General features: G+C 68.1%; 23 protein-coding genes. 16 read left to right on the top strand and 7 right to left on the bottom strand.

The window, feature by feature from the left end:
- The first annotated feature begins 131 nt into the window (after positions 1-131).
- From ACFX43_RS09160 to ACFX43_RS09145, 4 genes are all read left to right on the top strand, one after another.
- Positions 132-1,205 carry a class I SAM-dependent methyltransferase gene (locus ACFX43_RS09160; protein WP_378819739.1) on the top strand — a complete coding sequence of 358 codons (1,074 nt, stop codon included), beginning with the start codon at positions 132-134 and terminating at the stop codon, positions 1,203-1,205.
- 224 nt (positions 1,206-1,429) lie between these two features.
- Positions 1,430-2,242, top strand: a complete 813-nt coding sequence (locus tag ACFX43_RS09155; protein ID WP_378819736.1) for a hypothetical protein — start codon at positions 1,430-1,432, stop codon at positions 2,240-2,242.
- Between the two features lie 13 nt (positions 2,243-2,255).
- Positions 2,256-2,867 carry a DUF488 family protein gene (locus ACFX43_RS09150; protein ID WP_378819733.1) on the top strand — a complete coding sequence of 204 codons (612 nt, stop codon included), beginning with the start codon at positions 2,256-2,258 and terminating at the stop codon, positions 2,865-2,867.
- Complete coding sequence (locus ACFX43_RS09145) at positions 2,867-3,307, top strand: DUF488 family protein (RefSeq protein ID WP_378819730.1); 441 nt, start codon at positions 2,867-2,869, stop codon at positions 3,305-3,307. The genes ACFX43_RS09150 and ACFX43_RS09145 overlap by 1 nt, the downstream gene beginning before the upstream one ends.
- A 228-nt stretch (positions 3,308-3,535) precedes the next feature.
- On the opposite strand, the gene ACFX43_RS09140 is transcribed toward ACFX43_RS09145, so the two are convergent.
- Positions 3,536-4,534, bottom strand: a complete 999-nt coding sequence (locus ACFX43_RS09140) for a DUF3644 domain-containing protein (RefSeq protein WP_378819727.1) — start codon at positions 4,532-4,534, stop codon at positions 3,536-3,538.
- Between the two features lie 520 nt (positions 4,535-5,054).
- Here ACFX43_RS09140 and ACFX43_RS09135 point away from each other — a divergent pair.
- Positions 5,055-5,771: a class E sortase gene (locus tag ACFX43_RS09135; RefSeq protein WP_378819724.1), complete on the top strand. Its 717-nt coding sequence runs from the start codon at positions 5,055-5,057 to the stop codon at positions 5,769-5,771.
- A 9-nt stretch (positions 5,772-5,780) separates the two neighbouring features.
- Here ACFX43_RS09135 and ACFX43_RS09130 read toward each other — a convergent pair whose 3' ends face one another.
- Both ACFX43_RS09130 and ACFX43_RS09125 read right to left on the bottom strand, forming a co-directional pair.
- On the bottom strand, positions 5,781-7,391 hold the full coding sequence (locus ACFX43_RS09130) for an ABC-F family ATP-binding cassette domain-containing protein (RefSeq protein ID WP_378819721.1): 1,611 nt from the start codon (positions 7,389-7,391) through the stop codon (positions 5,781-5,783).
- Positions 7,392-7,648: 257 nt separating this feature from the next.
- Entirely contained in the window at positions 7,649-9,223 is a 1,575-nt protein-coding gene (locus ACFX43_RS09125; protein ID WP_378819718.1) for a SulP family inorganic anion transporter, read from the bottom strand.
- Between the two features lie 108 nt (positions 9,224-9,331).
- On the opposite strand from ACFX43_RS09125, the gene ACFX43_RS09120 reads away from it, so the two are divergent.
- From ACFX43_RS09120 to ACFX43_RS09110, 3 genes are read left to right on the top strand one after another with little or no spacing between them, the layout of a single operon-like run.
- Positions 9,332-10,831: an arylsulfatase gene (locus ACFX43_RS09120; RefSeq protein WP_378819715.1), complete on the top strand. Its 1,500-nt coding sequence runs from the start codon at positions 9,332-9,334 to the stop codon at positions 10,829-10,831.
- A 1-nt stretch (position 10,832) separates the two neighbouring features.
- A complete protein-coding gene (locus ACFX43_RS09115; protein ID WP_378819712.1) occupies positions 10,833-11,777 on the top strand; it encodes a formylglycine-generating enzyme family protein in 945 nt (314 codons plus the stop codon).
- The gene (locus ACFX43_RS09110; protein ID WP_378819709.1) at positions 11,774-12,673 is read left to right on the top strand and encodes an HAD family hydrolase; all 900 of its coding nucleotides are present in this window, start codon (positions 11,774-11,776) and stop codon (positions 12,671-12,673) included. The genes ACFX43_RS09115 and ACFX43_RS09110 overlap by 4 nt, the downstream gene beginning before the upstream one ends.
- Positions 12,674-12,696: 23 nt before the next feature.
- Here ACFX43_RS09110 and ACFX43_RS09105 read toward each other — a convergent pair whose 3' ends face one another.
- Positions 12,697-12,897, bottom strand: coding sequence for a hypothetical protein (locus tag ACFX43_RS09105; RefSeq protein ID WP_160023944.1), 201 nt, complete (start codon positions 12,895-12,897; stop codon positions 12,697-12,699).
- A 138-nt stretch (positions 12,898-13,035) separates the two neighbouring features.
- On the opposite strand from ACFX43_RS09105, the gene ACFX43_RS09100 reads away from it, so the two are divergent.
- From ACFX43_RS09100 to ACFX43_RS09090, 3 genes are read left to right on the top strand one after another with little or no spacing between them, the layout of a single operon-like run.
- A complete protein-coding gene (locus tag ACFX43_RS09100; RefSeq protein ID WP_378819707.1) occupies positions 13,036-13,521 on the top strand; it encodes a DUF1269 domain-containing protein in 486 nt (161 codons plus the stop codon).
- 4 nt (positions 13,522-13,525) lie between these two features.
- Positions 13,526-14,041 (top strand): DUF1269 domain-containing protein, encoded by a 516-nt coding sequence (locus ACFX43_RS09095; RefSeq protein ID WP_378819704.1) that lies wholly within the window; start codon positions 13,526-13,528, stop codon positions 14,039-14,041.
- A gap of 8 nt (positions 14,042-14,049) precedes the next feature.
- Positions 14,050-14,502, top strand: coding sequence for a DUF6069 family protein (locus ACFX43_RS09090; RefSeq protein WP_378819701.1), 453 nt, complete (start codon positions 14,050-14,052; stop codon positions 14,500-14,502).
- A 21-nt stretch (positions 14,503-14,523) separates the two neighbouring features.
- Here ACFX43_RS09090 and ACFX43_RS09085 read toward each other — a convergent pair whose 3' ends face one another.
- Positions 14,524-17,067 (bottom strand): LuxR C-terminal-related transcriptional regulator, encoded by a 2,544-nt coding sequence (locus ACFX43_RS09085; RefSeq protein ID WP_378819698.1) that lies wholly within the window; start codon positions 17,065-17,067, stop codon positions 14,524-14,526.
- Positions 17,068-17,337: 270 nt separating this feature from the next.
- Here ACFX43_RS09085 and ACFX43_RS09080 point away from each other — a divergent pair, with 270 nt between their 5' ends.
- Positions 17,338-18,462 carry an AI-2E family transporter gene (locus ACFX43_RS09080; RefSeq protein ID WP_378819696.1) on the top strand — a complete coding sequence of 375 codons (1,125 nt, stop codon included), beginning with the start codon at positions 17,338-17,340 and terminating at the stop codon, positions 18,460-18,462.
- Here ACFX43_RS09080 and ACFX43_RS09075 read toward each other — a convergent pair.
- Positions 18,409-18,609 carry a hypothetical protein gene (locus ACFX43_RS09075; RefSeq protein ID WP_378819693.1) on the bottom strand — a complete coding sequence of 67 codons (201 nt, stop codon included), beginning with the start codon at positions 18,607-18,609 and terminating at the stop codon, positions 18,409-18,411. The genes ACFX43_RS09080 and ACFX43_RS09075 overlap by 54 nt on opposite strands.
- 150 nt (positions 18,610-18,759) lie before the next feature.
- Between ACFX43_RS09075 and ACFX43_RS09070 the strand changes: the two genes are divergently transcribed.
- From ACFX43_RS09070 to cls, 3 genes are read left to right on the top strand one after another with little or no spacing between them, the layout of a single operon-like run.
- Positions 18,760-19,599: a YhjD/YihY/BrkB family envelope integrity protein gene (locus ACFX43_RS09070; protein ID WP_378819690.1), complete on the top strand. Its 840-nt coding sequence runs from the start codon at positions 18,760-18,762 to the stop codon at positions 19,597-19,599.
- A 35-nt stretch (positions 19,600-19,634) separates the two neighbouring features.
- Complete coding sequence (locus ACFX43_RS09065; protein WP_378819689.1) at positions 19,635-20,303, top strand: GAP family protein; 669 nt, start codon at positions 19,635-19,637, stop codon at positions 20,301-20,303.
- Positions 20,303-21,781: a cardiolipin synthase gene (gene cls, locus ACFX43_RS09060; protein WP_378819687.1), complete on the top strand. Its 1,479-nt coding sequence runs from the start codon at positions 20,303-20,305 to the stop codon at positions 21,779-21,781. Before ACFX43_RS09065 ends, cls begins: the two co-directional genes overlap by 1 nt.
- Here the strand turns inward: cls and ACFX43_RS09055 are convergent.
- Positions 21,753-23,489, bottom strand: coding sequence for a SulP family inorganic anion transporter (locus ACFX43_RS09055; RefSeq protein ID WP_378819684.1), 1,737 nt, complete (start codon positions 23,487-23,489; stop codon positions 21,753-21,755). The genes cls and ACFX43_RS09055 overlap by 29 nt on opposite strands.
- A gap of 168 nt (positions 23,490-23,657) precedes the next feature.
- On the opposite strand from ACFX43_RS09055, the gene ACFX43_RS09050 reads away from it, so the two are divergent.
- Positions 23,658-24,077 carry a DUF6325 family protein gene (locus ACFX43_RS09050; RefSeq protein ID WP_378819681.1) on the top strand — a complete coding sequence of 140 codons (420 nt, stop codon included), beginning with the start codon at positions 23,658-23,660 and terminating at the stop codon, positions 24,075-24,077.
- Positions 24,078-24,082: the final 5 nt, after the last annotated feature.

Below are 24,082 nucleotides of genomic sequence, written 5' to 3'. Positions count from 1 at the left end.
GCGACCGTCCGGCAGGGGTGCAACAACGAGCAGCGGAAGGCATACGGCACACGTCGAAGGGGGGTACCTGAAACCCGGTACGGCCCGAACCGGACTGCTCGGGTGAACGTGACCCGGGCGATGGTGGTGCGATGGATGCATCGCAGCAGACGGCGGATGAAGTCGCTGAGCGGCTCTTCGGGTCGCTCCTCGGCACGGTCGAGATCGTCTCGGTCTTCATCGGAGACCGGCTGGGGTGGTATCGATCCCTGGCGGATGAGGGGCCCGCGAGTGCGGTTGAGCTGGCGGGGCGTACGGGGACACAGGTCCGGTACGCACGGGAGTGGCTCGAGCAGCAGGCGGTGGTGGGGCTGTTGGTGGTCGATAAGGACGGCGAGCCTGACGATCGCCGCTTCGCGATTCCCGCCAGCACGGCGGAGGTGATGACGGACTCGACCAGCTTGGCCTATCTGGTGCCCATCGCCAGGATGTTCGGGGCGGTCGGGCCGGCGCTGCCTCGGCTGCTCGAGGCGTACCGGAATGGTGGGGGAGTCAGCTGGGACGAGCTCGGCGATGACGCTCGGGAGTCCCAGGCGGACGCCAATCGGCCGTGGTACGAGAAGCAGCTCGGACCGGCGCTGGCCGGCGTGCCCGCTGTCCACGACGTTCTCTCCGAGCCGGGGTGCCGGATTCTCGACGTGGGTAGCGGTGGGGGATGGTCGAGCATCGCCTTGGCTCGCGCCTACCCCGAGGCCACCGTGCTCGGCATCGACATCGACCAGCCGTCGGTCGACATGGCAGTGGCGAACGCTCGCGACGCGGGTGTTGAGGACCGGGTGCGGTTCGTGTGCCAGGACGCAGCCACGCTCGAGGAGGGGACGGTCGATGTGGCCTTCGCCTTCGAGTGCGTGCACGACATGCCCCGGCCGGTCGACGTGCTCAGCGCGGTCCGGAGGACGCTCGTGCCCGGCGGATCCCTGGTGGTGATGGACGAGGCCGTGGCCGACAGCTTCGCGCCGGACGGCGACGAGCTGGAGCGGATGATGTACGGGTTCAGCCTCTTCGTGTGTCTGCCGGACGGGCTCTCGTCGCCGCCGAGCGTCGGGACCGGGACGGTGATGCGCCCATCGACGTTGCACGGCTACGGCGAAGCCGCGGGGTTCAGCGGGTTTGAAGTCCTCCCAATCGAGGGATTCGGGTTCTGGCGGTTCTACAGGCTCTCCTGATCCCATCCGCAGGTCGGGCCTTCCAGCGGCCTACGGTGGATCTTGAACCAGTGGCTCGCTTGAGGCGGCACGATGAGGATCACATCATCCCCGGGCCGTCGCCGCGGTTATCGGCGCGCTCGCGCTTGGCGAGTGACCAGGGAGTGCGCAGCGGCGAAGTGCTTGGGGGAACACCGCTGCGCACTCGATTGCGACTACGGCGGCATACCCAAGGTGCGGTACGCATGGCGGGCGATCCCACTGCTCCACGTGCCAACGTCCATACCTTTTGTGGCGAGGCAAGCAGCCGCGATGACAATGCGTCACTTCCGCGCTGCCAGGTGGAAGGGACTGAGGACGAAATGGCGCATGTCAAAACATTGTTGTGCCTGGCCAACTCGTGGAAGCACGGCGGGACGTGCGTCGCTGGGCTGGAAGTGACCGATCGTGGTGTCGGCGATTGGGTCCGGCCGGTGAGTTCCCGGCCAGGTCATGGGGTCAACTCAGATGAACAGACTTTGCCGGACGGCTCGGTGCCCGGCGTTCTAGACGTGATCACAGTCGGATTCCTCGAGCCAGCACCTGCCGATTTCCAGACCGAGAACTGGGTACTGGATCCGACGCATCGCTGGGAACGCGTCGGACGTTGGTCATACGCCGCCGCCGCAGACATAGTCGACCGGCCCGCCGCACTATGGTCGAACGATGGTTCGTCCTCGGTCGGTACCCACGACAGGGTACGAGCCGAGGATCTCCCTCGGTTCGACAGTTCCATCGTTCTTGTCCATGTTGACGATCCGGCCGTGGTGGTTTCTAACAACCCGTGGAACGGTAGGTCCGAGGTCCGCCTGTGGTTCAAGTATCGGGGAGTTGAGCACGAGCTCAAGATCACCGATCCCGAGTACCACGCCACCTATCTTCGCGAGGGGCTCGGCCGCTACCCACTGAATCCCCAGGCGATCGTCACCGTCAGCCTCGCTGAGCCGTGGACGCCACCGGGTGGCGGCGAGGCATACTCGTACAAAGTGGTTGCTGCCATCATCGAACCAGAGGCTTGACGAGAGGTGCTCAATGCCTGATCCAGGCACCGTCTTCACCGTTGGTCACTCGACGCATGAGTTCGACGCGTTCGTCGGCCTGCTTCGAGAGCACAACGTCTCCGCGATCGCCGACGTCAGGTCAACACCTGCCAGTCGCTTCAATCCGCAGTTCAATCGCGACGCCCTCAGTTCGTCTCTGGGATCGATGGGGATCAGCTACGTCTTCCTAGGTAAGGAACTTGGTGCCCGCTCGGACGACCGAAATTGCTACGTCGACGGCACGGTCCAGTTCGACCGGCTGGCGGAGGCGCCCGCCTACCAGGAGGGCCTCGACCGTATCGAGTCAGGTCGTGCCGAGCACCGAATCGCCATCATGTGTGCGGAACGGGATCCGTTGGACTGTCACAGGGCGATTTTGATCTCGGAGTCACTCGCGTCTCGTGGCGTTCCGATCGTCCATATCCTTGGCGGCGGTCGATTGGAGGACCATGAGCAGGCCCGGATGCGTTTGCGAGAACTTCATGGACTCGCCGAGGAGGACTTGCTCCACTCTGCCGATGAACTGACCAGACAAGCGCTCCGCCGTCAGGAGGGCAAAATCGCATATGCCGATGACAGCTTACGGGAGGTGATGGCGGACTGATGGTCGAAATATTCACGATTGGATTCACTAAGAAGACGGCGCGCAAGTTCTTTGGGTTGCTGCGTGAGTCCGGAGCGACGCGACTCGTGGACGTTCGCCTGAATAACGTCTCCCAGCTTGCGGGGTTTGCAAAGCGAGATGATCTGGAATTCTTTCTGATGGAACTCTGCGGAATGGGATACACGCACCTGCCGACCTTGGCGCCGACGCAGGCGATGCTTGATGACCTGAAGAAGCGCAAAGGCGACTGGGAAACGTATGAAGACTCCTTCCTCGGCCTGATGCGCGCGCGCCATATCCAAGCCGCGCTGGACCCGACCGTTTTGGACAATTCGGTCCTACTGTGCAGCGAAGAAAAGCCGCACCACTGCCACCGGCGACTGGTTGCTGAGTACCTCGCGGGCCACTGGTCAGACGTCCACATCACCCATCTTGTCTAGCGGCGCGCATCTGGTCGAACCAGCATGCTCTCGCCATGCTGGTCCTGCTTGGGTTGGCGCGTTGTACGCCGATGAGGGCGTCGTACGGCGCTGATCATGGTCGTGGAGGGTGGATGCGCTGAGCTAGTGCCATCAAACGATTCGTCCTCTCGCGATGTGACGATCGAAGATGCATCGCGAGCACATGTTGACCATGACATCAGTACAGGCGTCCCGGGCATTTAGGCATCACCCGTTCTGGCGCTCCCGACTCTGGTAGGCGACGCGTACTTGGTCGTAGTAGTCGTCAGATAAGCCAGCGAGATGGCTCACGGCGTCCCCCGACCATACCGGCGACAACGCGTTGCTGTGCTTCCATGCGTACCTCGGGTCGTTACGAAGGCCTTCCTTCCAGCACACCGCTTGGTGGTCGTGGCTCGTGACCTTCCGGCCGTTGCGTTTGGCATTCACCTTCGCCAGTAGCTCAGTCATCGTGAACGGATGCGTCTGATTTGGGTCGGCGCGCTTGACGATGATCTGGCCGTCAGCAGTCGGTGAAACCGCGACTGTGAGGTCCGCGCTCGTCATCTTCTTCACGGATCGCATGTGGATGTCGTACACGGTCGCCACCCGAGCCATGTCGCCGCCTGCCGCCTCGGCATCGTCCATGTATTGACGCAGGCCATCGAGGAACTGCTTTACCTCGGCGAGCGCGGTTCTGTCGGATCCCGGCTTCATAAACTGGACCGACTCCGACGGCGCGGTGGCGCCAAGAGGAAGCAGCTGCCAGGTCATCGAGTCCGCCAGATCCTTCTTGAAGATCTTCAGGACAAAATCTCGGTAGTTCAGCACGTTCTGCTGCAGAAATGGGTACATTAACGCGCCAAGCCCCTCGATGTTGTAGAGGTGAATAGCGCGGTCACGGTAGTCGGCGAGTGCCTTGAGGTTCGCTGTCACCCCCACCCCGTCGACGTCGTCTGGCCACAAATGCTTGCCGGTTACCTTCGACAGCGCCGTGTCGAGTGCGAACGAACGGTAGTCCTCGTAGCGTTTCTTTGGGTAGAAGATTCGTACGTCGGATTTACGGAGGGCAGCCTTGAGTGCGAGTTCCCACGCGTTGACGATGAGCATGACCGTGACCTCGTCGCGATAGGTCATCATCGGCTTGTTGTAGATCTCGATCGCAGACAGCATCGCCGCCATCGAATTCTGAATAAGGCGCCGGTGCGAGACGTACGGCGTGCTCATGCCCACCATCTTTTCCTAGACACGAGTTCCCGGCTCGTCGAACGCCTAGGCTTGACCAATCTTGACGAGTCCGTCGAGACAGACGGCTGATTCGCGTGACGGCGTCAAATACGGAGATCGTGGAGCACACGCCGGTGGCGGTCAACAGACCATCGCTAACTACGGGTCGACCAGATGACTGGGCGCGGTGAAGAGTGGGATTCTGTTGATATCCGGCTCTTCACCGTGACGACCTCGGCGATGACGCTCGGCAGTCCGAGGCCGATGCTGATCGGCGGTGGTGCGAAGAGCGGCTCTGTCCGGCACCGGCCGGCGTGCCCGCCGTCCACGACGTCGCTCCGGGTGTCGAGCGCTCGATGTCGGCTGCGGGCTTCAGCGGGTTCGAGGTCTTCCCGCTTGAGGGGTTCGGGTCTTGGCGTTTCTACCGGCTGTCCTGATCCCGTCCGTCCGGTTCCACGGCTCGGCCTTTCGCCGCGGCGTACGGTAGGTTCCCTGAACCGGACCCGCTTGAGGCGACCCTATGAACACGACATCACGCTGGAGCGTCGCCGCGGCACTCACCGCACTCGGTGCGCTCGTGCTCGTTGGGTGCGGCACTCCAGAGGGCGGCGTCGACGAGCCGGCCGCGGTCACCACATCGTCGGCCGCTCCGGCGCCGTCACCATCCACTTCCTCGACGGCGCCGCCCTCACCGTCGGCCACTGAGACACCGTCGCTGTCCTCCGACGGCCGGCCGATGCGCGGGGAGCTGTCCATCCCGCGCATCGGCGTCACCGACCTCGAGGTCGTGCCTTACCGCGGCTGGACCGACGACGCCCCCGGGACCGAGATCCAGAACGGCGGCGTCGCGGCCAACCCGTACGGTCCTCGCGGCGGCACCGGCCCGGGCGGGATCGGCAACTACCAGGTGACCGCGCACCGGCTCTCCTCCACGCAGGCGTTCCTCAGGCTGCCCGAGCTTGAACCAGGTGACCGGGTCCGGGTGCGCACCGAGGAGGCCACGTACGTCTATCGCATCACCGGCACCCGGGAGACGTCGTTCCGGTCGGAGGCGTCGCTGCGCGCGCAGCGCGCCGCCGTCCCCGGCAAACCCGGCCAGGAGCCCACCCGCGCGATGATCACGCTGTCGACCTGCGCCACCCCCGAGGACCATGCCGAAGGCAACTACTGGTCCGACGAGTTCGACAATCCCGAGCATCGCATCGACAAGATCGGGGTCCTCGTGGCCGTGCGGTGAGGGCCGCCGTCAGTCACCGCCAAGGTCGCGGCGCTGATGCATTCGCCCCTCCGCGTCGAGCTCGATGACGGTGTCGATGCCGATCCGCTCCAGGAATCCGTGGTCGTGGCTGACGACGAGGAGTGCGCCGCGGTAGGCGTCGAGGGCCTCGGCGAGCTGCTCGACGCTGGTGATGTCGAGGTTGTTGGTGGGCTCGTCGAGGATCAGCAGCTGGGCGGGCGGGTCGGCCAGGAGGAGGCGGGCGAGGGAGACGCGGAAGCGTTCGCCTCCCGAGAGCGTACGGACCGGGCGGTCGACGCTGTCGCCCCGAAGCAGGAGCCGGGCGAGCTGGTTGCGGATGGTGCCGGGCGGCAGCTCCGGTGCCACGCTGCGTACGTTCTCCATCGCGCTGGCCTCGTCGTCGAGGCCGTCGAGGCGCTGGGGGAGGAGGCCCACCAGGTCGGTGAGAAGACGGCCGTGCGGTCGCCCCGCCACCGGATCGGATCCCTGCACGAGATGTGCGAGAAGGGTCGACTTGCCGGAGCCGTTCGCGCCGATCAGCGCCACCCGCTCCGGCCCCTGGATCACAATGGTCCGGTCCTCGTCCGCGAGCTCCGCGATCCGACGGCCGCGCGGCACGCCGGGGTCGGGGAGGGTGAGGTGGATGTGCTCCTCGTTGCGTACGCGGGAACCCGCTGCGTCGACGGCGGCCTGGGCGGCCTTCACCTTGTCGTCGAGCGTCGAGCGGAGCGAGCCGGCGGACGCCTGGGCCTTGCTGGCACGGTTGCCGGCGAGGATCTTCGGGATCCCGCCGTCCTTCTGGGTCTTCTTCGCGGTCCGCTCCCGGCGGGCGAGCTTCGTCTCCGCCTCGATGCGCTGCCGCTTCTCGACCTTGAGCGCCTGCTGCGCGGACCGGGCGGCCTGCGAGGCGGCGGCCTGCTCCTGCTCCCGGTGCTCCTTCCAGGCACTGTACGGCCCGCCGAACGTGCTCAGCGTGCCGCCGAACAGCTCGGTGGTGCTGTCCATGTGCTCGAGCAGCTCGAGGTCGTGGCTGACGACCACGAGCGTCCCCGGCCACTGGTCGACGAACTCGGCGAGCTTGGCGCGGGTGGCTCGGTCCAGGTTGTTCGTGGGTTCGTCGAGCAGCGTGATCGGGGTGCGGCGGATGCGGAGGCCGGTGATCGCGATCAGCATGCCCTCGCCGCCGGAGATCTCGGCGACGCGACGGTCGAGGTCGGCGGCGGAGAAGCCGATCTGGTCCAGGGCCTCGTCGGCACGGGACTCGATGTCCCAGTCGTCGCCGATCGCGTCGAAGTGGCGCTGGTCTACCTCGCCGGACTCGATCGCCCGGATCGCGGCGAGGATGCCGTCGATGCCGAGCAGGTCGGCGATCGTCGTGTCGCGCCGCAGCGTGAGCGTCTGCGGCAGATAGCCGACGTCGCCCCCGGCGTCGATGTGACCGGAGGTCGGTGTCAGCTCGCCCGCGATGAGGCGGAGCAGGGTGGACTTGCCGGCGCCGTTGCGACCGATCAGACCGGTCCGGTCGGTGCCGAAGGTGCCGTTGACCCGTTCGAGCGCGACGGTGCCGTCGGGCCACTCGAAGGTCAGGTCGCGCAGGGTGATGGCAGATGGGGTGGACATGGCTGTGTTCTCTCGTCTCTTCCGTCGAGCGCCGAGCGGGCGCGACGGGATTCAGGTACGTGTCGACAGGAACGCGAACGTGCCGGAGAGCCTCACGCGTCGACGCCCGGGGAAGGGCGGACGCGCGTGTGCGTCGAGAAGTGATCGTTCACCGATGCGGGATCCCCGCACGGGCGAAGCCACCGGCAGTCCGGTGGCTAGATCTTGTCCACTTCGATCAGCTCCACGCGTTCACTTTAACAGCCGTGCGGGCCCGCTCACCCGACGAACCCTTCCTGCTCCGCCTCCACGAACCACGGCGCCCGGCGGAGGATGGGAAGCACGTCATCGGGCACGTCGAGGAGCACCAGCTCGGTCCCGTCGGAGGCGAGGTCGTCGCGCAGCGAGCGGAGGGTGTTGAGCAGCGGGACGGTGACGTGGGTGAGGGTGGAGATGTCGAGGGTGACCGTCCGGGGAGCGGAGGCCTGCACCAGCCCGAGCGCCGCGTCGTAGGTCGCCTGGGCGTTGCCGGTGTAGAGGTCGCCGGTGAGCAGGAGCGGAAGGACTCCCGCGGGCCCCGGACCCGCGCGCTCGAGAAGGCGCACCCGCGGCCGATTCACTGAGCGGATGACCAGCAGCAGGGTGAGACCGACCCCGACCGCGACACCGAGGAGCATCCCGCCGGTCAGACCGACGACAGCGACGGCCACGGCGACCCAGAGCTCTGCCCGGTCGATGGCGGCGTACGTCCAAAGCTCTCGTGGATCGAGCAGACCGGCCACCGCGACCAGCACCATGGCAGCCAGGATGGTCTGGGGCAGGTCGGCCAGCAGGGGCGCCAGCGCGAGCGCGACGAGCAGCGCCAGACCCACCGTGACCAGCCCGGAGAGCTGGGTGCGAGCACCCGAGCGAAGGTTCACCGCCGACTGCGAGAACCCGCCGGCAGGCGGGAGCGACTGGGTGAGTCCACCGGCCAGGGCGCCGATGCCGGTGGCGACCAGCTCGCGCTCCACGTCGATGGCCGGCTCGTGGCGACGCCGGTTGGTCCGCGCCACCAGCACCGTCTCCAGGAACGACATGAGCGCGATCGCGATCGCGCCGGGGAGCAGCCCGATCACGTCGTTGACGACCGGCAGGCTCAGCGACGGCAGCCCGGTCGGCACCGGGTCGATGAGGGCGAGCCCGCGATCCTCCACGCCGCTGAGCGCCACCAACAAGATGCCCGCCGCGACGACGACGAGCGGCCCCGGCACGGCCGGCGCCACCCGCCGGAGCACCAGGAGCATCACGATCGCGGCGGTTCCGACCACCGCGGTCACCGCCGAGAGCTCGGGGAGCTGACGAGCGACCGCGACCAGCTCCTCGAGGAAGCCTTCCGCCTCCGGGTCCGCCGACAGGCCGAGCAGAGCCGGCAGCTGGCTGGCGACGACGGTGAGCCCCACGCCGAGCCGGATCCCGGTCATGGTGGCGGGGGAGACGCTCTCGACCAGCGCGCCCAGCCGGGCCAGCCGCATGATCAGCAGACAGACGCCCACCAGGAAGGTCAGCGTGAACGCGGCCCGCATGAGCTCGTCGGGGTCACGCTCCGGCAGGGTGGCCAGCGAGCTGGCAACCAGGACGGAGATGGTCGACGTCGTCGAGACGCTCAGCGCGCGTGAGCCACCCAGGAGGGCGTACGCCGCCATCGGCAGCAAGCACGTGTAGAGCCCGACACTGGCAGGCATCCCCGCGATCGTGGCGTACGCCATCGCCTGGGGGATCACGACGGTCCCGGTCGCGAGCCCGGCGAGCACGTCACCTCGCAGCCACGAGCGGTCGTAGCCGCGCATCGTCGGGATCAGCCACGCCCTCACCGCCCCACTCCATCGCGACCGGGCGGTCCGGCAGGTCACCCGACTCGGGGGAGGTCGCCCGAGCGACGGCCTGCCTAGCCTCCGAGCAAGTACTCGAGGAGGTTCTTCATGTCCGACAAGCCCAACATCCTGGTCATCTGGGGCGACGACATCGGCATCAGCAACCTGAGCTGCTACAGCGACGGGCTGATGGGCTACCGCACTCCGAACATCGACCGGGTGGCCGAGGAGGGAGTCCGCTTCACCGACTATTACGGCGAGCAGAGCTGTACGGCGGGTCGCGCGGCGTTCATCACCGGCCAGAACCCCTACCGCACCGGGCTGACCAAGGTCGGCTTCCCCGGCGCCGACATCGGCCTGCGTGCAGAGGACCCGACCATCGCCACGGCGCTCAAGGAGCTCGGCTACGCCACCGGCCAGTTCGGCAAGAACCACTTCGGCGACCGCGACGAGTTCTTGCCGACCATGCACGGCTTCGACGAGTTCTTCGGCAACCTCTACCACCTCAACGCCGAGGAGGAGCCGGAGCTGCCCGACTACCCGACCGATGAGGAGTTTCCGAACTTCCGGAAGCGGTTCGGCCCCCGTGGCGTGATCCACACGTGGGCCGACGGCAACGGCGGGCAGCGCATCGAGGACACCGGTCCGCTGACGAAAGAGCGGATGAAGACCATCGACGACGAGGTCGTCCCGGAGGCGCTGCGGTTCATGAGCGAAGCTCAGGAGAACGACACCCCGTTCTTCGTGTGGCTCAACACCACCCACATGCACTTCCGTACGCACATCAAGGACGGCAGCCGCGGCAAGGCCGGTCGCTGGCAGTCGGAGTATCACGACACGATGCTCGACCACGACGAGCTGGTCGGCTCAGTGCTCGACTACCTCGACGAGAACGACCTCGCCGACAACACGATCGTCATGTATTCCACGGACAACGGCCCGCACATGAACAGCTGGCCGGATGCCGGCATGACGCCGTTCCGCAACGAGAAGAACTCCAACTGGGAGGGTGCCTACCGAGTGCCGGCGATGGTCCGCTGGCCCGGGCACATCCCGGCCGGCACGGTCCTGAACGGCATCGTCAGCCACAACGACTGGTTCGTGACCCTGCTCGCCGCGGCGGGCGACCCCGACATCGCCGACCGGCTGAAGGCGGGCACCGAGCTCGCCGGCACGACGTACCGGGTGCACCTCGACGGGCACAACCAGCTCGACTACATCACCGGCGCCACCGACACCAGCCCGCGCCAGCACTTCTTCTACGTGTCCGACGACGGTGACCTGACCGCGTTGCGCTTCGACCACTGGAAGCTGGTGTTCCTCGAGCAGCGTGCCCCCGGCACGTTGCGGGTGTGGGCGGAGCCGTACGTCCAGCTGCGGGTGCCGAAGTTCTTCAACCTGCGCACGGACCCGTATGAACGAGCCGACATCACCTCCAACACCTACTACGACTGGGTCCTCGACCATGCCTGGCTCGCGGTTCCGGCCCAGATGTACGTCGCCCAGATGGTGAGCTCGCTGGCCGAGTTCCCGCGTCGGCAGGAACCGCCCAGCTTCAGCGTCGACAAAGTGCTGGCGAAGCTCGAGGCCGGCATGCCGAGCAGCTGAGATGCAGGTCAGCCTGCCGGGTGGCGTCTTCACCATGGGGTCAGACGACCACTATCCCGAGGAGGCGCCGACCCACCGGGTGCGGGTCGATGCCTTCGCGATCGACGTGGCGGCAGTGACCAACGAGCAGTTCGCCGCCTTCGTCGACGCCACCGGTTACGTCACCGTCGCCGAGCGGGAGCTCGACCCGGCCGAGTACCCCGATGCCCCGGCCCAGAACCTCCAGCCGGGCTCCATGGTCTTCGTTCCCACCCGCGGCCCCGTCGACCTCCGCCACCTCAGCCAGTGGTGGCGGTGGAAGCCCGGCGCCTGCTGGAAGCACCCCAGCGGACCGAAGAGCTCGATCGACAAGCGGCTCGACCATCCGGTCGTCCATGTCGCCCATGAGGACGCCTCGGCCTACGCCGCGTGGGTCGGCGCGTCCCTACCGACGGAGGCCGAGTGGGAGTACGCCGCCCGTGGCGGTCTCGAGGGCGCGACGTACACCTGGGGTGACGAGCCGCGGCCGGGCGGCAGGATCATGGCCAACACGTGGGACGGCCCGGACTTTCCCTGGCGCAGCAGCGGCGAGAGCGGCTTCCTGCGGACCGCGCCGGTCGGCAGCTTCCCCGCCAACGGCTACGGACTCTTCGACATGGCCGGCAACGTCTGGGAGTGGACCGACGACTGGTGGAGCGAACGCCACCCGCCGGAGGTCGACAAGCCGTGCTGCCTGCCGACCAACCCCGGTGGCGGGGACCGGGACGAGAGCTACGACCCCGCACAGCCCCAGTTCCGGATCGCCCGCAAGGTCGTCAAGGGCGGCTCGCACCTGTGCGCCGACACCTACTGCCTGCGCTACCGGCCCGCGGCACGTCGCCCGCAGATGGTCGACACCGGCACCAGCCACATGGGCTTCCGATGCGTACGCCGCCCCGGGACCCAGCAACCGAAGGAGACACCGTGAACGACCAACTGCTGCCGTCCTGGCGTCCGGGTGCCACCCGCGACGCCGTCACGGCCTTCCTCGACGCGGCCGAGGAGGTGCCCGTGGCCGACCGGATGGCGTGCTTCGACAACGACGGCACCCTGTGGTGCGAGCGTCCCACGTACGTCCAGTTCGACTTCTTCGTCGACGCGCTGCGCGCCAGCGCGGCGGCCGACCCGTCGGTGAAGGAGCAGCCGGAGTTCGCGGCCCTGCTCTCGGGTGACCAGCAGGCGATCGGCGACATCGGGCTGGAGCGGATCGCGATGGCTCTCACCGGCCTGTTCGTAGGCCTCTCGCCCCAGGACTTCACCGCGCGGACCCGCGAGTTCATGGCTCGCGCCGACCACCCGACCCTCGGGCGGCCGCATCGGACCTGCACCTACGTGCCGATGCTCGAGCTCATCGCTGAGCTGCGGCGCCGCGACTTCTCTGTGACCGTCGTGACCGGGGGAGGGACCGAGTTCGTCCGCGCCATCAGCCAGGACCTCTACGGAGTGCCGCCCGAGGCGGTGGTGGGCACGCTCATCGAGTACGACTACGCCCCGGACCCGCCGCGGCTGAGCCGGTCGGGACGCGTGGTCGGTGCCGCCAACGAGGGCACCGCCAAGGTGTCGAACATCCAGACCCAGCTGGGACGACGCCCGATCCTCGCCGTCGGCAACTCCGGCGGCGACCGGGAGATGCTGGAGTGGGCGGCGGCCGGCGATGGCCCGACGCTCGCGCTGCTCGTCAACCACGACGACGCCGAGCGCGAGTTCTCCTACGCCAGCACCGCACAGACCTTCACCGAGCCCGAGCCGATCACCGACGTCGGTGCCCGGCTCGGCTGGACCGTGATCAGCATGGCTCGCGACTGGGAGACGATCTTCGCCTGACCTACCGGCCGTCCACGGCCGGGTCAGTCGGGGATGGTGACGACCTCGATGACGTCGATGTCATCGGCACGCAGCGCGTGCAGGACACCCTGCAGCGCCTCCTGGTCGGGGACCTCGCCGGTGAGCGTCGACTGCTCGTGATGCGCCTGGACGGCCAGCTGCGGGAACGCCTTCTGGAGCTCACGGGAGAGTTCACCGTTCACCCTGATCAGGACCCTCGTCATGGTCTTCCTCGACTGCTCACGTACCGCACGCTACGAATCACTTCAGCACCGTGGTTCACCGAATTCGGGTGATGCTGGACGCCTGCCGTGCCGGAATCGTCGGCGTCGAACACAGACGACGACGGCAAGGGACAAGCGATGGCGACCCTGACGGTATGGAAGTACGACACGACCGAAGGCGCAGACCAAGCTGTGAAGAACCTCGAGGAGCTGGTCAGGCAGAACCTGATCATCCTCGAGGATGCCGCGACCGTGCACTGGGAGGTCGGCAGGAAGAAGCCGAAGACCAAGCAGCTGACCAGCACCAAGGCCATGGGAGCGATGAGCGGCACGTTCTGGGGCATGCTCTTCGGACTCATCTTCTTCGTGCCGCTGCTGGGTGCAGCGGTCGGCGCGGCGACCGGTGCTCTGACCGGATCGCTGACCGACGTGGGCATCGACGACGCCTTCATCAACAAGGTCCGCGACCAGGTCACCCCCGGCACCTCGGCACTGTTCCTGATGACCTCCGACGCTGTGATCGACAAGGTGCACGAGGCCATGAAGGGCCACGAGGGCGAGCTGATCTTCACCAACCTCAGCAGTGAGCAGGAGAAGGCGCTGCGCGAGGTCTTCGCCGAGTGACGTCATGGCCAGCCTGACCGCGTGGGTCTACGACCGGATCATGGGCGCTTCAGACGCCGAGGTCTGGCTCCAGGACCTGCAGGAGCGTGGTGCGCTCACCGTCCATGACGCCATCACGCTCACCTGGTTCCCAGGAGCGGAGGAGCCGCAGATCGGCCATCTTCGCCACCGTACGACGGGCGCCGCAGCCAAGGGCTCGTTGCTCGGTGGTCTTCTCGGGATCCTCGTGTTCAACCCGGTCGCGGGCGCCGTTGTGGGGGCGGCGTCCGCGGCCGCGGTTCAACGTCTGAGACAGGCCGGCATCGGTGACGAGCTGCTCACCGAGGTCGCCGGCCACCTCGGGCCCGGCAAGTCCGCACTCGTCGTACTGAGCAGCGACGGGGACCCGGACGCGGTCGCCGCGGCCATGAAGCACGGAAACCCAACGCTCGTCTACGCCGAACTGGACGACGAGGTCGCCGAGGAGCTCAAGGACATCCTCCGCGCCGAGACCACAGAACCGACTGACGACGGAGACTGATCATGGCGATGAACCAACCTCCCACCCGACGACTGCAGCCCACGGTGAACGCCGGCCGGCTCTGGGCGGGCGGCGCCGCCGCCGCGGTCGTGGCCGCACTGCTCGCGGTCGCCGGCATCGTGATCGCCCGTGGCATCTTCGACGTACCCATCCTCGCGCCCGAGGGCGACGGGGTCTGGGGCGATGCCTCGACGTGGTGGTACGCCGTCTGGGCAGCGATCGCCGGGTTGCTGGCCACGGCCGTCGCCCACATCCTCCTCCTGACCACACCGCAGCCGCGGACGTTCTTCGGGTGGATCGTCGGCCTGGCCACCGTCATCGCGGCACTGTGGCCGTTCACGTCCGACGCGGGGCTGGACACCAAGCTCGTCACCATGCTGATCAACCTGGTGATCGGGATCGCAATCGGCTCGCTGGTGTCGACAGTCTCACGGAGCGCGGTGCTCCCCGAGGTCCGGTGAGGTCTCGCGGACGGGGCGGCGTCAGATCAGCCCGCGGTCCCGTGCCTCGCGCACCGCGGCCGAGCGGGTGTTGACCCCCAGCTTCTGGTAGATCGAGCGTACGTGGGTCTTCACGGTGTTCTCGCTGACCCCTTCGGCCTCCGCGATCTCGGGGATCGTCAGCCGCGAGGGGAGGTCGTGGAGCACGTCGACCTCGCGTGCGCTCAGCAGCGTGTCGATCACACCCGCGGCGGGATCCGCCTGCTCGGCGTGATGGGCGAGCAGCGCCGAGACGAAGCCCTCGGCGGGACCGAACCGTGAGCGGTTCCTCGACAGCAGCGGCTCCAGATGTGGCCACGCGTCGATGAACGGCCGGCGGAAGTCGTTGGGGACCGCCCACTCGAGCGCCTTCCTGAGTACGTCGAACGCGCGGACGTCATTGCCCAGCGACGACTCCAGGGCCGCAGCCAGCACCTGCGCATGGACGACGGTCGTAGGCACGTGGGCCGGGCGGGTCCCGTCGAGCACCGGCTCGAGCTCGGTCAGCGCGTCGCGGGTCCGTCCGGCGGCGGCGAGTATCTGCGCGCCCGGGATCGTGCACTCGGCGCTTCCCGGCATCTGGGCGCGGACGCGGGCCGCGGTCTGCGCCGCCCAGTCCTCGCTGCCGATGGCGAGGGCCACCCGGATCTCCTGGGGCGTGACGGCGCTGATCGCGGCGGGAGAGACGTGTTCGGCGGGCTCGATCTGCCAGATCCGCCGGAAGGCCTCGGCGGCCGCAGCCCGCTCCGGTCCTGTCGTGGCCTCGAAGGTCGCCAGCGCGTGCATGCCGCGTACGCCGAACTCGACCTCGGCGTTGTTCACGCCGTCCAGCGCTCGCATGCCGAGCTCGGCGTACTGCAGCTGTCTTTGGCAGTCTCCGGTCTGGAAGGCGGTCCATGCGGCCACGAGGTAGGAGTAGGCCAGCCGCGGCGAGTCCCGCCAGCCGTGCCGGGTGGCGAACGCGATGGCCTGGTCGGACCAGTCGAGGGACGCGTTGAAGTCGCACATCGCGCCGGTCATCCCGGACAGCTGTGACATGGTCTCGAGCACGACCTGGTCGTAGCGACGGCTGCGGGCCAGCACCAGCGCCTGCTCGAGGTCGTCGATGGCTCCGAGGTAGTCGCCGGCGCGCATCCGGGCGGGTCCGCGCTGAGCGAGGAGCACCAGGTTGACGTCGCTGTCACCCGTCAGGGCGATGTCGAGGATCGCGCTGTCCTGCAGGGCCGCGATGACGTCGCCACCGGCGAGGGCACGCTGGACGACGGCCGCGGCGACCATCGCTGCGTACGCCGGTTCGGATCGTGGATCGCCGGCCGGCACGACGCTCAGCGCATCGTCGGCCGCAGGAAGGTCGTTGGCATCAAGCGCCGCCAGAGCGGCGATGACTGCGACCCGATGGTCGGTGGCGATCCCATCGCGGGATGCAAGGGCTGCGCGTACGAGATCGCCGCGGCCGGAGAGGATCATCTGGAGTCCGTTTGCGCGGAGCAGGGCGTCGAGCAGGTCGTGGTCCCCGCCCCGCGCCGCATGCCGCAGCGCGGTCGCGGGTTCGCCGTGCGTGTCGAGCCAGACAGCGGCGGCCCGGTGCTGGCGTGCCGGAGCCTCGACGTCGCGTCGGGCCAGAGCGGCGAGCAGGCAGCTCCGCAGCAAGGCGTGGTAGTGGTACCAGGCCGAGTCGCCCGACTGGCTGACGAGCGCGTTCGCCGCGCACAGCCGGTCGAGCAGGGCGCCGGCGTCGGGTCTGCCGGAGAGGTGGGCAGCCAGGTCGATGGACAGATGGTGGGGCGCGCAGGTCGCGTAGAGGAACTCGACCAGCTCCGGGTCGAGCCGGTGGACGACCTCGGTCAGGACGTACTCGATCACCGTGCGGACATCGCCGTCGAAGGACGCGACGACCTCGGCAGGGTCGTCGCCACCGACCATTGCCGCGAGCACCGCCATCCGCAGTGCGGCGGCCCAGCCCTCGGTCAGGCCGACGAGATTCGAGATCGCGTCGGCCGTCATCGGTAGGTCGCTGGCCGCGAACAGCTCCAGCGCCTCGACGTCGGTGAAGGCGAGGTCCTTGCCGCGTACGTCCGAGAGCGACCCGTCGAGCCGCAGCCGGTGGAGCGTGAGCGACGGCTCGGACCGGCACGCCATCACCACCCCCACCTCGGGCGGCAGCTCGGCGAGAAGGATGTCGAGCCCGCGGAGCACCTCGTCGTCGTGGAGCAGATGTACGTCGTCCAGCACGATCCAGCGCACCCCGGCGACCACGAGCGACTCGACCACCTTCGTGACGAACCTCGGCTCGGTCCCCTGCGCGGGCGGGGTCAATCCGTCGAGCTGCTCGGTCCTCCCGGGCAGCCCGGCCAGGACGACGGCCTCGATCAGCGCCGACCAGAACTCGTACGGCCTGTCGTCCTGCTTGTGCAGCGACAACCAGGCCACCGGTTCCTCCCGGGCGGTGGCGCGGGTGGCCCAGTCGGCCACGAGCATGCTCTTCCCGTAGCCCGCGGGAGCGCAGACCAGGGTGAACCGGCACTGCCCGACGGCGTCCTCGACCAACCGAGCCCGGCTGACGAACGTGGGCAGTATCCGTGGAACGCGCAGCCTTGTGGGCGGCACGTAGGCGCGAGAACCGGTGTCCAACATACGCAAACGAAGGCTCCTCGCGTCTCTGGTAAGTCTTTGTCGGCAACCATCCAATCAGCGACTCTTCGGTGAAGTAAGGAGTCAAAGGGCCCAGATACGGGGTCGGGGATACGCACAGTCGGGTGGTCGCGCTCACCCCAATCGGGTGAGACCGACAGGCCGGACGGGCTAGACCATGGGGCCGTGAGCCTCAGGACAGAGAGCCCGGAAGAGCCGGCCACGAGCTGGCAACCGCAGATCAGGGTTCTGGCGGTCCTGTTGGGATCCGCGGCGGTGGTGATCCTCGTGGCGGGTCTGCAGGCGGCAAGCAGCATCCTCGGACCGCTGTTCCTCGCGATGGTGCTGACCATCGTCGTCCATCCGGCGCGGAACTGGCTGGCGCAGCGCCTCCCGTCCGGCGTCGCCACCGCCCTCTCCATCATCGCCGTCGTCGCCGGGATCGTCGGTCTCGGCGTGTGTGTGGTGCTCGCGGCGGCTCGCTTCGCCACCTTGCTCGGCACCTACAGCGGTGTCGCCAAGGAGCGCGTCCAGGACCTGACCGACTGGCTGTCCAAGGTCGGCATCGGTACGGACGAGGTGCTCAAGATCGTCGAGTCGTTCGACCTCTCGAAGCTGCTGTCCGTGGTCTCGGGCGCTCTCAACGGGATGTTCGGACTGCTGTCCACGATGGTCTTCATCCTGGCCCTGTGCCTGTTCATGGCCATCGACGCCACGGCGCTGCCGCGCCAGCTGGCCTCGGTCAGCCGCCGGCGCCCGGGCCTCGTAGAGGCCCTGTCCGCCTTCTCGGTCGGGACGCGTCGCTACCTGCTGGTCTCGACGGTGTTCGGACTGATCGTCGCCGCTCTCGACACCCTCGCTCTCTACCTGCTGGGCGTGCCGGCGCCGTTGGTATGGGGCCTGCTCGCGTTCCTGACCAACTACATCCCGAACATCGGCTTCGTGATCGGGCTGATACCACCGGCGATCCTCGCGCTGCTGGACGACGACGTCGCGCTCATGCTCGCGGTCATCGCCGTCTACTGCCTCTTGAACGTGGTGATCCAGTCGGTGATCCAGCCGAAAGTCGTCGGTGAGGCCGTCGGCCTCTCGGTGACGCTGACGTTCCTGTCGCTGATCTTCTGGTCCTGGATCATGGGCCCGATAGGTGCGGTGATGGCGGTCCCGTTCACCCTGTTCGTACGCGCCGTCTTCGTGGAGGCCGACCCGGCGAAGCGCTGGCTGATGCCGCTCATCGCGGGAAGCGCCCCGGTGGAGCTACTCGGGGATGGTGACGATCTCGATGACGTCGACCCCCAGAGAGCTGAGTAGGTCCAGCACGCCCTGCAGCTCCTTGGCGTCCGCGAGGTCACCCACCAGGGTGGTCGTCGCCCGCTGCGTGGCCCGGGTCAGGTGGGGGAACGTCTCGATGACGTCGTCCGACACCGCCGAGCCCACCCGGATGAGGATCCGGGTCATGAGCGCATCACGTCGATCATGTGTTCGTTCATGGTTGGCTCCAGCGAGTGGCCCGGACGTTGGTCCGACCAACGTAAGCGGCCCGGCGCCAGGAGCGGTCACCGGAAACGGGCGAGGGTGAGCAGACGAGCCCGGGGGAACACTGTTCACGTGGACGTGGCTGCCCTGCGGGGCCGGGTAGACGCCTTGGTCGCCCACGTCCCCCTGCTGCGGAAGCTCGCCACGGAGACCATTCGGATCGAGTTCATCGACCGGTGCATGCTGATCGCCGCCCAGGCGCTCCTGGCCATGGTGCCCATGCTGGTCGTGCTCGCGGCCTTCCTGCCCAACCTCACCGGGCAAGCCCTGGAACAGGTCTCGCAGGTCACCGGCGTCGGTGACGAAGCGGTACGCCAGGTGGCAGGGGAGGTCGACCTGGATCAGGTACGTTCCGAGACCGGTGCGGTGGGTCTGGCGATCACGATCGTGTCGGCGACGTCCTTCGGCCGTGCCGTGCAGCGGATGCTCGAGCGGGTCTGGGAGCAGGAGCACGTCGGAGGCCTGCGCGGAGCCCGTCGCTGTCTGCTCTGGGTCGTTGGCTGGCTGGGCTGCCTCGGGGTGGTCAACACGGTGGTCAGCCTGCTCACCGATCCGGGGGACCTGCTCCGTCCGTTGCTCCAGATCCTGGGCGCGTGCGCCGTCTGGTGGGGGAGCAGCTGGGTGCTGCTGTTCGGACGCGCCCGTGGATTGCTGCTGCTCCCGGGTGCGGTGCTGACCGGCGTCGTGCAGGTCCTCTACAGCCGAGGCTCGGCGTGGCTGATGCCTACCTATGTCGAGTCGAACGCTGAGCAGTTCGGCATGCTGGGCGTGATCCTCGCGCTCTCGACCTGGTTGATCGGCTTCGGCGGCATCGTCGTCGGCGGTGCGCTGCTCGGCCGGCTGCTCGTCGAGGACCCGGTCATCGCCTGGTTCGTGCAGCAGGTGCGTACGTTTCTCACCCGGAGAAGGTGAGGCCGGCGGAGGCCGGCCTGCGCTGAAGTCTGGCCATGGGTGAAGCAATAGGCGAGTCTCTGCCGATCGCCGTGGGTGTGCTCGTCAGCCCCATGCCGATCGTCGCGCTGGTCCTCATGCTGGTCAGTCGCCACGCCGGCTCGAACGGGACGGCCTTCGTCATCGGGTGGCTGGCGGGCATCTTCGTGCTCGGTACGCTCGTCGCGCTGCTCGTCGGTGCGGCCGGATCGGGAGACGCGGGGACCCCGACCTGGGCGGCCCTGCTGAAGATCGTCCTCGGAGCGTTGCTTCTCCTGCTCGCGGTACGCAGCTGGCAGGGCAGGCCGGCCGAGGGCGAGCCCGCGCCGACTCCGTCGTGGATGGCGGCGCTGGACGAGTTCAACGCGTTCAAGGCGTTCGGCACCGGCGTACTCCTGGGATCGGTCAACCCCAAGAACCTGCTTCTCGTGGTCTCGGCCGCCAGCACGATCGCGACGGCGACAGCGGTGACCAGCGAGCGGATCGTGGCGATGGCCGTCTTCACCGTCGTCGCCAGTCTGGGCGTGCTGGTGCCGTTCGGCATCTATCTGTTGGCCGGCGAGCGCGCGGCCCGGCTGCTGGAGGGCATCAAGGCCTGGATGATCGCCAACAACGCCGCCATCATGACGGTTCTCCTCCTCGTGCTCGGGGTCAAGATGGTCGGCGACGGAGTGGGGTCGCTCTGATGGACGGGTCCACCTGGGTCGCGAGCCTCGTCAGCGCAGCTCTTGTCGTCGCCCACATCACCATCTGTGTGGTGGCGCTGGGCGTGATCCCCGGTGGCCGGAAGCCGTCGACGGGCCTGGCCTGGCTGTTCCTCATCCTGGCGCTGCCTGCGGTCGGCCTGCTCGCGTTCCTGCTCTTCGGGAGCACCAGCGTCGGCCGCAAGCGCCGGGCATGGCAGCGGCAGGTCAACGAGATGGTCAGCGCCGAGATCAGGTACGACCCAGCGGCACAGACGGCTCCGGCGGGCCCCTCGGTCGGCGCCGTCCGGCTCAACGAGCGCCTGGGCTCTCTGCCGTTGACCGGGGACAACCGGATCGAGGTCCACCCCGACTATGCACGGACGTTCGCGGCGATGACCGAGGTCGTACGCAGCGCCAAGTGGTTCGTGCACGTCGAGTTCTACATCTCGGCCTGGGACGAGGACACCAGCGACTTCTTCGATGCGCTTGTCGACGCCGTCGCCCGCGGGGTGGAGGTGCGCTTCCTCTTCGACCACCTCGGTTCGCGCGGCATACCCGGCCACCAGGACATGCTGTCGCGGCTCGAGGGCTCCGGCATCAAGTGGGCGCCGATGCTGCCGGTCCGGCCGCTGCGCGGTGAGCTCCGCCGGCCGGACCTGCGCAACCACCGCAAGATCCTCGTCGTCGACGGCGTAGTGGCGTTCGCGGGCTCGCAGAACCTCATCGAGCCCGGCTACAACAAGCCGAAGAACCACAAGGCGGGGCGCGAGTGGGTCGATCTGATGATCCGGATCGAGGGGCCGGCGGTGCGGGACCTGGCGGTCGTCTTCGCGACCGACTGGTACGCCGAGACCGCCGAGAGCATCCGGGACCTGCTCCTTCCGCGCGAGCCTCTGGAGGTCCAGCGGACGGAACCAGCCGCCGAGAACGTGGCGTGCCAGGTCGTGCCGAGCGGTCCCGGTTTCGTGACCGAGAACAACCTGCGGCTGTTCAACACGCTGATCTACGGCGCGCAGTCGCGGATCTGCCTGGTCAGCCCCTACTTCGTGCCGGACGAGTCGCTTCTCTACGCCGTCACGACCGCCGCCCAGCGGGGTGTCGAGGTCGAGCTGTTCGTGAACGAGGGCGCCGACCAGTTCATGGTCTTCCACGCTCAGCGCTCCTACTACGCCGACCTCCTCGACGCCGGCGTCCGCATCCGGCTCTACCCGGCGCCGTACGTCCTCCACACCAAGTTCTTCACGGTCGACGACACGGTCGCCGTCGTCGGCTCCTCGAACATGGACTACCGCTCCTTCGCGCTCAACTACGAGGTCATCGTGCTGCTCGAGAGCGAGCAGGTGGTCGACGACCTGCAGAGCGTGCTCGACGACTACCGGGAGAGGTCGAGCGAGCTCAGCATCGAGGCGTGGTCGAGGCGCGGGCGCGGCGCCGCGTACGTCGACAACGTCATGCGCCTGACGGCGGCTCTTCAGTAGCCGCCGGCTGGGTAGCCGCCGCGAGGGCGGCCTCGACGGTCGGATAGACCATCGGCGGGCCTTCCTCGGCGGCCTCGGTCAGGACGTCGCGCACCTGGCCCACGTCGCCGGCGAGCGCCAGGTCGGCGCCGAGGCGCTGTAGATCGGCACGCAGCTGGGTCAGCATCTCGGTGGCGGTGACGTCGATCGACGGCGTTGCCCGGCCGTCCAGCACGACCAGCCGAAGGTCCGGCACGTCCGTGGCGAGCTCACGGACCCGCTCGCGTACGAAGTCGGCGTTGACGAACAGCAGGGGCGCTTCGACCCTGACCACCAGGACACCCGGGACCCCTGCGTACGCCGGGTTGCGACTCTGGTCGACCCAGAGCCCCGGGTGCGCGGACGGACTGTCGTCATCGGTGCCCTCGACCGGGGCCAGGGGCGCGATATGTGGCCGCGAGGTCCGCGCGATGAGCAGGACGACCGAGGCGGCGATACCGATCACGAGACCGGGCAGGGTGTCGAAGACGAGCACGCCGATCAGCGCCGCGACGGCGCCGACGAAGTCGGCGCGGGCGCTGATCTGGTAGATCCTGGTGACCTGTCCGGTCCGGACCCGCCACAGCCGGCGCAGGGCGGAGATGTCGACGAGCTCGATCACCGCGGCGATCACGATCGCCGCGAGGGTGGCCTCGGGAAGGTCGGCGAAGAGCTTGGTCATGAAGAGCAGGGTGAGCAGCGTGAGCACTGCGGCGGTCACCGCCGAGAGCTGTGACTTGGCCCCGGCCGAGCCGTTGACGGCGGTCTTGGACAGCGAGCCGTTGACCACCATGCCGCTGGCCAGACCGGCACCCAGGTTGGAGACGCCCAGGCCGAGCAGCTCGCGGTTCGGGTCGATGTCGTAGCCGCTCCTGGCGGCGTACGTCTTCGCGGCGCCCAGGCCCTCGGCGAACCCGACGAGCATCACGCCGACGGCGGCCGCGAGGAGGTCGCGGAACTCGGGAGCCGACACGTCCGGAAGCCCGATGGCGGGCAGGCCGGCGTCGATGTGGCCCACGATGGCGAGCCCGCGTTCGTCGAGGCCGAGCAGTGCGGTGAGCCCGATGCAGACCAGCGCCACGATCAGGGAGGCAGGAAGGAGCGGGACCAGCCGCCGGAGCACGAGCAGGACAGCGAGGCTGCCCGCCCCGATGGCGATGGTCAGGGCATCGACGTCACCCAGCTGGCGCAGCAGGTCCCGGGTCTTCTCGAAGAAGTTGCCCGAGCCCTTCTCCACACCCACCAGTGACGGTAGCTGCCCGATGATGATCGTCAGCGCGAGCCCGATGATGAAGCCTCTCAGGACCGGCTCGCTGATGAAGGCGGCCAGGAAGCCCAGGCGCATCAGGCCGGCGATGAGCGCGACGATGCCCGTCGCGATCGCCAGGCCGACGGTGAGCGCGACGACGTCGGCCCCGCCGGACGCGAAGTCCGCGACGATCCCGGCCGAGAGCGCTGCGGTGGCCGACATCGGCGCGACGATCAGGTGGCGCGAGGAGCCGAGCAGGCTGTAGAGCACCAGGGCGGGCACGGCCGCGTAGAGGCCCACGACCGGCGGCACACCGGCGATGGTGGCGTACGCCAACGACTCCGGTACGAGCACGGCCCAGACGGTGAGTCCGGCGAGAACATCGGACCTGATCCAGGACGGCGAGTAGCCGCTGAACGACGGAGCGACGAGTCTGGCCACGATCGGTGAGGCTGCTACGACCGGCCTGTTCCGGGATCGCCCGGAAGGGGTGAGCCTCGGGTCACCCGTCCGAAGGTCACCCGATGCGGGTGAGCAGCTCGGGCGCATCGCGTCCTAGCGTCGGAATCGTCCTGCCGTCCGGCAGGCGTGCGATACGTGGGAGGCACGATGGAACGCGGCCCGGTCGAGATCCTCTTCCTTTCGATGCCGGAGGACGTCGGGCTCGGCGACCTCGCGGCAGTGCTGCGGCAGCCGGTCGAGAGCGGAGTGATCCGGATCATCGACTGCGTGCTGATGTCCAAGGACGCCGGCGGCAGTTTCCGGGCCCTCGACCTGGAAGAGGCCGAAGGTCTGCCTGCCGAGCTGTCGGGGCTTCAGATCGACGCCAACGACCTGCTGAGCGACGCCGACATCAATACCTTCGCCACCGCCCTCGAGCCCGGCCAGGCCGGCCTCGCGGTCGTCTACGAGCAGATCTGGGCGCGGGAGGCCGTCAGGCAGATCCGCAGCGTCGGTGCCGAGGTCGAGCTGTTCCTGCGAGTGCCGCCCGAGGACGTCGACGTCGCCTTCGCATCCGCCGCCCGCTAGAGAGG

It is taken from the genome of Nocardioides sp. YIM B13467, assembly GCF_042788075.1.
In the GTDB taxonomy this organism is placed as follows: Bacteria; Actinomycetota; Actinomycetes; order Propionibacteriales; family Nocardioidaceae; genus Nocardioides.
The sequence above is the reverse complement of the archived record's forward strand: the minus strand, read 5'-3'. Positions and strand labels throughout refer to the sequence as shown.